Source organism: Microcystis sp. M20BS1 (assembly GCF_020245305.1).
Lineage (GTDB): Bacteria > Cyanobacteriota > Cyanobacteriia > Cyanobacteriales > Microcystaceae > Microcystis > Microcystis ichthyoblabe_A.
Genome location: NZ_JADBUZ010000084.1, coordinates 1 through 7,044, shown reverse-complemented (window position 1 = coordinate 7,044; position 7,044 = coordinate 1). Strand labels below are relative to the sequence as shown.

The 7,044-nt window shown below is 40.7% G+C and carries 8 protein-coding genes and 1 pseudogene; 3 read left to right on the top strand and 6 right to left on the bottom strand.

The features are described from left to right. Positions 1 to 135: 135 nt before the first annotated feature. Complete coding sequence (locus IM507_RS23475; RefSeq protein WP_223210794.1) at positions 136 to 222, top strand: DUF4351 domain-containing protein; 87 nt, start codon at positions 136 to 138, stop codon at positions 220 to 222. Between the two features lie 200 nt (positions 223 to 422). Here IM507_RS23475 and IM507_RS08455 read toward each other — a convergent pair whose 3' ends face one another. The 3 genes from IM507_RS08455 to IM507_RS08445 all read right to left on the bottom strand — a co-directional run bounded on the left by IM507_RS08455 (position 423) and on the right by IM507_RS08445 (position 3,040). Beyond that, positions 423 to 1,577, bottom strand: coding sequence for a pyridoxal-phosphate-dependent aminotransferase family protein (locus IM507_RS08455; RefSeq protein ID WP_287636880.1), 1,155 nt, complete (start codon positions 1,575 to 1,577; stop codon positions 423 to 425). A gap of 221 nt (positions 1,578 to 1,798) precedes the next feature. After that, positions 1,799 to 2,689, bottom strand: a complete 891-nt coding sequence (gene trpC / locus IM507_RS08450; protein WP_287231091.1) for an indole-3-glycerol phosphate synthase TrpC — start codon at positions 2,687 to 2,689, stop codon at positions 1,799 to 1,801. A gap of 138 nt (positions 2,690 to 2,827) precedes the next feature. Further along, on the bottom strand, positions 2,828 to 3,040 hold the full coding sequence (locus tag IM507_RS08445) for a hypothetical protein (protein ID WP_002735306.1): 213 nt from the start codon (positions 3,038 to 3,040) through the stop codon (positions 2,828 to 2,830). Positions 3,041 to 3,339: 299 nt separating this feature from the next. Between IM507_RS08445 and IM507_RS08440 the strand changes: the two genes are divergently transcribed. Next, positions 3,340 to 3,954, top strand: a complete 615-nt coding sequence (locus tag IM507_RS08440; protein ID WP_123229845.1) for a hypothetical protein — start codon at positions 3,340 to 3,342, stop codon at positions 3,952 to 3,954. Between the two features lie 2 nt (positions 3,955 to 3,956). Next, positions 3,957 to 4,247, top strand: coding sequence for a DUF3288 family protein (locus IM507_RS08435; protein WP_002738029.1), 291 nt, complete (start codon positions 3,957 to 3,959; stop codon positions 4,245 to 4,247). A 161-nt stretch (positions 4,248 to 4,408) separates the two neighbouring features. On the opposite strand, the gene IM507_RS08430 is transcribed toward IM507_RS08435, so the two are convergent. The 3 genes and pseudogenes from IM507_RS08430 to IM507_RS08420 form a co-directional block, all read right to left on the bottom strand. Further along, the gene (locus IM507_RS08430; protein WP_002737185.1) at positions 4,409 to 5,314 is read right to left on the bottom strand and encodes an Npun_R2821/Npun_R2822 family protein; all 906 of its coding nucleotides are present in this window, start codon (positions 5,312 to 5,314) and stop codon (positions 4,409 to 4,411) included. A gap of 234 nt (positions 5,315 to 5,548) precedes the next feature. Beyond that, the gene (locus tag IM507_RS08425; protein WP_002735499.1) at positions 5,549 to 6,544 is read right to left on the bottom strand and encodes a glycosyltransferase; all 996 of its coding nucleotides are present in this window, start codon (positions 6,542 to 6,544) and stop codon (positions 5,549 to 5,551) included. 379 nt (positions 6,545 to 6,923) lie between these two features. Further along, positions 6,924 to 7,044 (bottom strand): annotated as a pseudogene (locus IM507_RS08420) (IS5 family transposase); the annotation flags it as partial.

Genomic DNA, 7,044 nt, shown 5'->3' with positions numbered 1-7,044 from the left:
CTAATAAACATAGCAAAATTATAGATGATTTCCTGACCTAAGATCACATTTTATTCTTTTTTCCACTTCAATCTAAGAATTGAGAAAAAAGCAAAACCTTATATTATACCATAAAAAAATTATGCAAGAGGTCTAATTAATCAACTGGAAGCTTTAGGAGAAGCTTTGTTGGATTTTACCAAAGCGGGAGATTTAGAGGAATGGGTGCGATCGCTTTTGTAGGTGAACCTGGTGTTAAAACTATTTGGTTGGGACTGGGAAGATGACATAATATCAGCGAGACTTGGAAGCTATCTGATCAAATCAGTTCCCCCAGAGAACCCCCTTGAGCCATCCTGCACACTTTTCTCTCTTTGTCAAATTTTATGTTAAGAAAGATGTGACTAATGGATAGGGGGAGAAGGGGAAAAGCAAACCTAAGATTAACCCTGCACCATCACCGAGGCAGCCGCAGCCACACCGGCGCCGGGGGTGACACTTTCGACACCTAACTCGATTAAAGTCGCTTCAATGGCAGCGATAACCGTGAGGATATCCCTCTCACTAGCAAAACCTAAATGACCGATACGGAAGATTTTACCCTTGAGGTGATCCTGACCACCAGCCACAGCGATGTCGAACTTTTTATTGAGAGTCGAACGAATTTTTTCCGCATCTACTAGAGTGGGGGCTACCGCAGTAATCGCCGTGGAAGCCCAGGAATCCGCCGCGTAGAGGGGCAAATCCAGGGCGCGCATACCCGCCCGCGTCATCTGCGTTAAGCGTTGGTGACGGGCGAAAATTGCCGCTAATCCCTCCCTTCTCATCATTTGCAGAGAAGCTTGTAAACCGTACATCAGGTTAACTGGGGGGGTAAAGGGGGAACTATCCTCATCGGTGGCTTTTTTGTATTTGCCCAAATCTAGATAAAAACGGGGCAGTTTGGCGGTTTCGTAGGCTTTCCAAGCTTTTTGGCTCACGGAAACAAAACCTAAACCGGGAGGAATCATATAACCTTTCTGGGAACCAGAACCGACCACATCTAAACCCCATTCGTCGATGGGAATATGATAAGCTCCTAAACTGGTGACAGCATCGACGATAATTAAAGCTTCCCCGTGGTCTTTTACCGCTTTGTTAATGCTTTCCAAGTCATTGAGAACCCCGGTGGAAGTTTCTGAATGGGTGATAATTACCGCTTTGATGGCTTTTTCCTTGTCTTCGGTCAGTTTAGCGGTGAATGCTTCTGGATCTAGGGGTTTACCCCATTCTGCCTTAACTACATCCACATTTAAGCCGTAGGCTTTCGCGACTTTCCCCCAACGTTCCCCAAATTTACCATTATCCCCCACCAAAACTCGATCGCCGGGGCTGAGAAAATTAATAATTCCCGCTTCCATGACACCGGTTCCCGAAGCGGTTAGCATTAAGACATCGCCACTGGTTTGATGCAACCATTTAAGATTTTCGGTTAATTCGGCGATTACCTTGCTAAAAGCACCGGTCCGATGACCTATCGGTGCTTTAGCCATAGCCAATAATACCGCTTCCGGCACCGGTGTGGGGCCGGGAATCATCAACATATTTTTATTTTCCATGGTTCGTCCTCTCTCGTTGGGCCATATTTAACAAAGATAAAAAACCAAATCTCGATCGCATCAATTCTGAGGGGTTGATTTAAGATTTGGCAAACTCTGATTATATCGCAGGAAGCAGGGGGCGGTCGGCAGGAGGCAGGAGTTAGCTTTTTTCTCCCCAATTCCCCACTTCATAATTCGTAATTTATAATTCATCATTCCGACTCCCCACTTCCTAACTCCTATTCCCGATTTTCAAACAATTTCTGGATACCGACGGCAGGATCGGGCAGTTTTACCAAAGATTCGCCGATTAGAACCGCATTTGCTCCCGCTTGCTTCACTTTCGCCAGATCTGTTGCTGTGTTTAATCCCGATTCGCTGACGATCAGAATACCTTTTTCTCGCACCTTTTCGCCTCTAGCTTCTAGTAATTGGCGAGTATTGTCTAAATCAACTGTAAATGTCTCTAAATTACGGTTATTAATGCCGATTAGTTCGATTCCCTCAATGGCTAACACTCGATCAAATTCGGACAGACTATGCACCTCTACCAAAGCTGTCATCCCTAAACCCTTGACAATTTTGACAAAATATGCTAGGTCTTGATCGCTTAAAATAGCGGCAATTAAAAGAACAGCATCGGCTCCTTTAGAGCGAGCGTAGTAGATTTGATAGGGATAAAGGATAAATTCTTTGCATAATAGGGGTAAAGATACCGCTTGCCGGACGAGGCTAAGATTTTCGTAACTACCTTGAAAAAACTTACTATCGGTTAAAACCGATAAACAAGTGGCTCCTCCCTGTTCATAGGTACGGGCGATCGCTACAGGATCAAAATCTTCGCGGATAACTCCCTTGCTAGGAGAAGCTTTTTTGACTTCGGCAATCAAAGCGGGTTGGGTTTTACCCTGTTTTAAAGCGGCTAAAAAGTCGCAAGGTGGCGCAGTATTGGCTATTTTTTGGCGTAATTCCAATAAAGGCAACCTTTCGCGCAATTTATCGACTTCGATCTCTTTATGCCAAACGATTTCTTCTAAAATATTTTGCGGTTGTGCCTCTGGCACTTTCACCACATAACTCAAACTCTCAACTTTAACGGCAGGATTGGGGTGTTTTCTTCGGATCTGCATTTTTTCACTGTCCAGAGCTTAACAGTGATTAGTGTAACAGTGATTAGTTATCGGGGATTGAAATAGAGACGGGGAAAACCACGTCTCTACAGACATTTAACTCTACTTCTGTGGATATTCCCAGTCTTCACCGAAAGGCTATTGCATAGCTTCGATCGAACGTTCTAAAATTTTATCTTGGAGTTTTTCGTCTTCTTGACGATTTTCAGTTAATAAAACCCGCGCTTTCGCAGTTTCTGCCTCTCCTTCCCCTAAAAGCTCCTCTGTACGAGTTAAGACATTCTCTTCGAGCATTCCTTCTGCTTGTCGTTCTTGGGTTAGATTAAGACGTGCTTTTTCTTCAATATTCATAAATTTATCCCTGCCACAGGTGCGATCGACTTCTACCTTTAGTCTGACACAAATTTACTATTCCGTATCATTAACTACAGAAAAATTTAGAATCTTACTGGTGAAACTGAGATTTAGGTATTTGTTCTCATTCCTCAAATGGACAGGGATCGATCGACCTCAAGCTATAAAATAAAACCTATGGAACAATTCCCCAGCTTAATCAAGCTTGTATATCGGGCGAATAATTATCGATTGCCTAAACCAACAGATTTCTGGACAGTATCCGATTCTATCGTAATATCCTATTTGCACAGCTTATGACCAAAGGTAATTTAAACGATCTCATCCGTACAGAAGCTAATAAAGAGGTAGAATCCCAAACCTCTCCTTCTCCCAAACGTCCGAAGGAAACTAACGCCACCCTACAGGCAAAAATTAACGACTTGACAACAGAGTTAGAAAAAACCGAGAAAAATCAGCAAACTCTCCAAGAAAAGGTTATTTCTCTGGAAAAAGAAGTCCAAGAACATCTGGAACTCTCTGTCAGGTTACAGCAGTTACAACAACAGACCGAGCAGTTAGAATCTGTCCTCTCGGAAAAAACCACTTTGGTGGCACAATTATCGAGTCAATTAAGTCAATCCCAGACGGAACTGACTGAGAAAAAACAGTTAATTGAAAAATTATCGAGTCAATTAAGTCAATCCCAGACGGAATTAACCGAGAAAAAACAGTTAATTGAAAAACTATATAATCAAATTAAAACCCTAGAAAATAGTCCCACCCCCACCCCTGAACCGTCAGCAATTACCAAACCTGCGCCGAAGAAACCCAGTCTTTATAACTTTGAAATGGCAACTTTAGTCCGTTATATTGCCCCAACTCCTACCCCCACAGAGTTAACGGATTCCGATATCGGTTGGTTCGATTAATTATGGCTAGTAAAAACCAAGAACAACAACATCCACAGGAAAGAATTGATCGCCCGATTGTTGATCAGCTGCTGCAATCAGAACCTAATGATTTAAACTTAGCTGAATGCGCTCGTTTACGCATACGTTATCAAAACTTTCCAGGAGCAAGAGAAATCCAAAGAGATTTAGATTTAATCCTAGAAAAATGGCAGTTAGATGAAGCCAGTTTATGGGCAAAAACTCGACAACTGCACAGTCATGGACAAGTGTATCAAATTCGCCAAAGCGAGGAGCAACAGGATTGGAGTTAAATTAAGCTATAGGGTTGAAAAAAACACTTCTTCCCTTTCACCTTATCTCAGAAAATAATATTATTGTAGGGGCGAATTGCATTCGCCCTCTTTTAATAACTTCTGCTGCTCGCCTATATGTGAGAGAAAGTCACAAATAGGAGATGCACCAAAAATAAAACCTATAATTTGATTTTATCTAATAATCTCTGAAAAGGATTTTTTGGTTTGCTTGCTGGCGGATCTGCGGGGGGATTAGGATCATCTAGATAACGATAATATCTCCAGATATCCCAGTAGGGACAGCCCGGTTCAATGCGAATTCCTGCCCAATGTAAATATTTTAAGGGCTGATTTAATTTCGGATCGATTAAAATATTCCCCTGAGGTTGAAAATGAGAACTTCCCCCCCAATTTCCCGCTTGACAACCCGGAGCGCGGACAATATTAAATCGATTGGGAACTCGTTTGAGAATGGTATAATTAATAATCGGTTGATCGGAGGTTTTTTGAGAAAAATCAAAATATTCTGGATGAGCGGCACATTCTTGAAAATCACTATATAATTCCTGTTCTGAGAACAGATTCTTTTTACTAGCCCAAAAACCACCGTTAAACATTCCACTTAGATCATTTTCTGTGAAGATTCCTTGTTCTAAAACAATCGGATTAAAGACATCAGTAATCCCTTTTTTGTGTTGGTAATCACAGCAGAGAAAATCGTAGGTATCGAGGAAATTTAGATTATCTATTATTTTTTCAAAAACTACGATATCCGCATCGATATAAAGAAATTGATCTAATTCTCCAAACCAATACACCTGCTTGCGAAATTGATTGGGACGAGCAAAGAATTTTTCTCCAAAAATATCATATATTTTCTGGGCTAATTCTTCCACTAATTGCAGATCGGGATAGAGAATAACGCCATATTTTTCGGACAATAAATCGGCAATTTTTTGATAATTATTGTCGTAGGGAATCAAGATGACGGGAGAATCGGGATCGTACAAACAAATACTATTCATTAATGCGAGCGCCTGCTCGATAACTCGATCATTAGCGGTAATGTAAATTCCTCGCTTCATAAATATCCTGGGGGTAAGAGTTAGAAATAATTCTATAGCAGTTATCTTAATGGTGAAGTAGAAAGTTTTCCTTTTGGGGAGTCAGCCATCAGCTTTTTTCTCCCGATATCCCTGTTCACTGATAACTGATAACTGATCACTGATAACTGAATAGCCGATCGATCTTTCTCTGTCAACTCTTAAAATTGATGCGTTTTATTTTTGAATTGGCGAATAATGAAGGAAAGATCACTGCTACTTAAACAGTTTTTTCTTAAGTTTAGCCAGAGAACTCTGCATCCATAATTTTTTAAGTCGCAGGGGTTCTAAACCTTCTATATCAGCCGGATAGCGTTTTTTAATATCAAAGAAATCATTAATTTCTCTTAAAATTGTTTCAAAACGTGGTAATAATTTTTCGGGATGATAATCATCGATAAAATTAGCAGGTAAAGAATTAACGGGAAAATTACGGGCATAATTAAGAATACGTTCCAGATCGTATTGAGTGGAATAGGCCCCGATTTTTTGACAATTGAAACCGGGATCGAGATAATCGGCTAGGGCGCTATTGACGCTAGAAAATACCGTACAACCACAGGCTAAAGCTTCCAGGGGCGGTAAGCCAAAACCTTCCGTTAAACCGTTTACAGCCCAATATTCAGCCGAATCGTAGAGATAAACCCGACTACGATTGAATAATCCCACTAAATCCTCCACATAGCTATCTAAAACCTTAAGGCGACAGTGGGGACGGAGGGCGGGAACTAGACGATTGAGAAGATACTTTGAGGATTTGCGCCCCTGTACTAGGACATCGATATCCCTTTCTAAGCCTAAATTGAGAAATTCTGAGCCAATTTGATTAGGAAGATAGTAAATTAAAGCATTAGGAGCCTTTTCTCCCCAATAACCCATAGTATTACGGCTAACGGTTATAATTGGTATTTGGGAGGGTAAACGGAAGCCGTAACCTGTACTATGGGCATGATAAATGATATTATGCGATCGCAATTTTTGCACCAGTTTAGGAAGATCAAAACCCCAGCTAACCACAAAAATACTGTCATCTGAGTTTATTTTCGCGAGTATATCCTCTAAAAAGAGATAATTTAACTCTTTTTGACGATAAGTCACAATCTGGGCGCTACAAATTTGACTAGCTAAATTGACAGTTTTCATTTCTGCCCACAGTCCACCCCCACCAAAGGGAGAAGTAGTACCGGGCAAGAGAAAATAGAGGTTTCTCATCGGGATAATAGAAGTTTTGGTTAAGCGGCAGTCTGGAGACTCGGCTATTCTATGCTTAATTATTAAGGTGTGAGGTATCTAAAGGCAATAGTCGATCGAGCATAGATATTATACTATAGCGTTTCCTGTTCCCAAGAGGTACATTATCGATGTCGAAAAATTTAATCAGCAAAGGTTAAACTGTGCCACACAGGTGTGAGAAACCTTATATATCCATTGATATTAGCAAGGGGTTTTTAATACTTAATTACTCTATTTTTATTCGGATGAAAAATGAACTAGAGATTCTATGACCTAGAACACGGAGATCGCCTAAGTATAAATACTCGAAAAATCGCTATTTTTTGAACTTAAATGATTAGATCTCTTGCAAAAGTAATCAAGATATATCCTTTTGTCGGTAACGAAGTTCGTAATTGTAGATACCAGCAATCAAATTCAATCTCAGACCAAATCGCCGTCTGCGATTTCTGTATCTTGATGAAAGTATCCGAAATATT

Excerpts from the sequence above, each read along its gene's own strand:
- IM507_RS08455 (WP_287636880.1), bottom strand. The coding sequence starts at position 1,577 with ATGGAAAATAAAAATATGTTGATGATTCCCGGCCCCACACCGGTGCCG.
- trpC (WP_287231091.1), bottom strand. The coding sequence starts at position 2,689 with ATGCAGATCCGAAGAAAACACCCCAATCCTGCCGTTAAAGTTGAGAGT.
- IM507_RS08445 (WP_002735306.1), bottom strand. The coding sequence starts at position 3,040 with ATGAATATTGAAGAAAAAGCACGTCTTAATCTAACCCAAGAACGACAA.
- IM507_RS08440 (WP_123229845.1), top strand. The coding sequence starts at position 3,340 with ATGACCAAAGGTAATTTAAACGATCTCATCCGTACAGAAGCTAATAAA.
- IM507_RS08435 (WP_002738029.1), top strand. The coding sequence starts at position 3,957 with ATGGCTAGTAAAAACCAAGAACAACAACATCCACAGGAAAGAATTGAT.
- IM507_RS08430 (WP_002737185.1), bottom strand. The coding sequence starts at position 5,314 with ATGAAGCGAGGAATTTACATTACCGCTAATGATCGAGTTATCGAGCAG.
- IM507_RS08425 (WP_002735499.1), bottom strand. The coding sequence starts at position 6,544 with ATGAGAAACCTCTATTTTCTCTTGCCCGGTACTACTTCTCCCTTTGGT.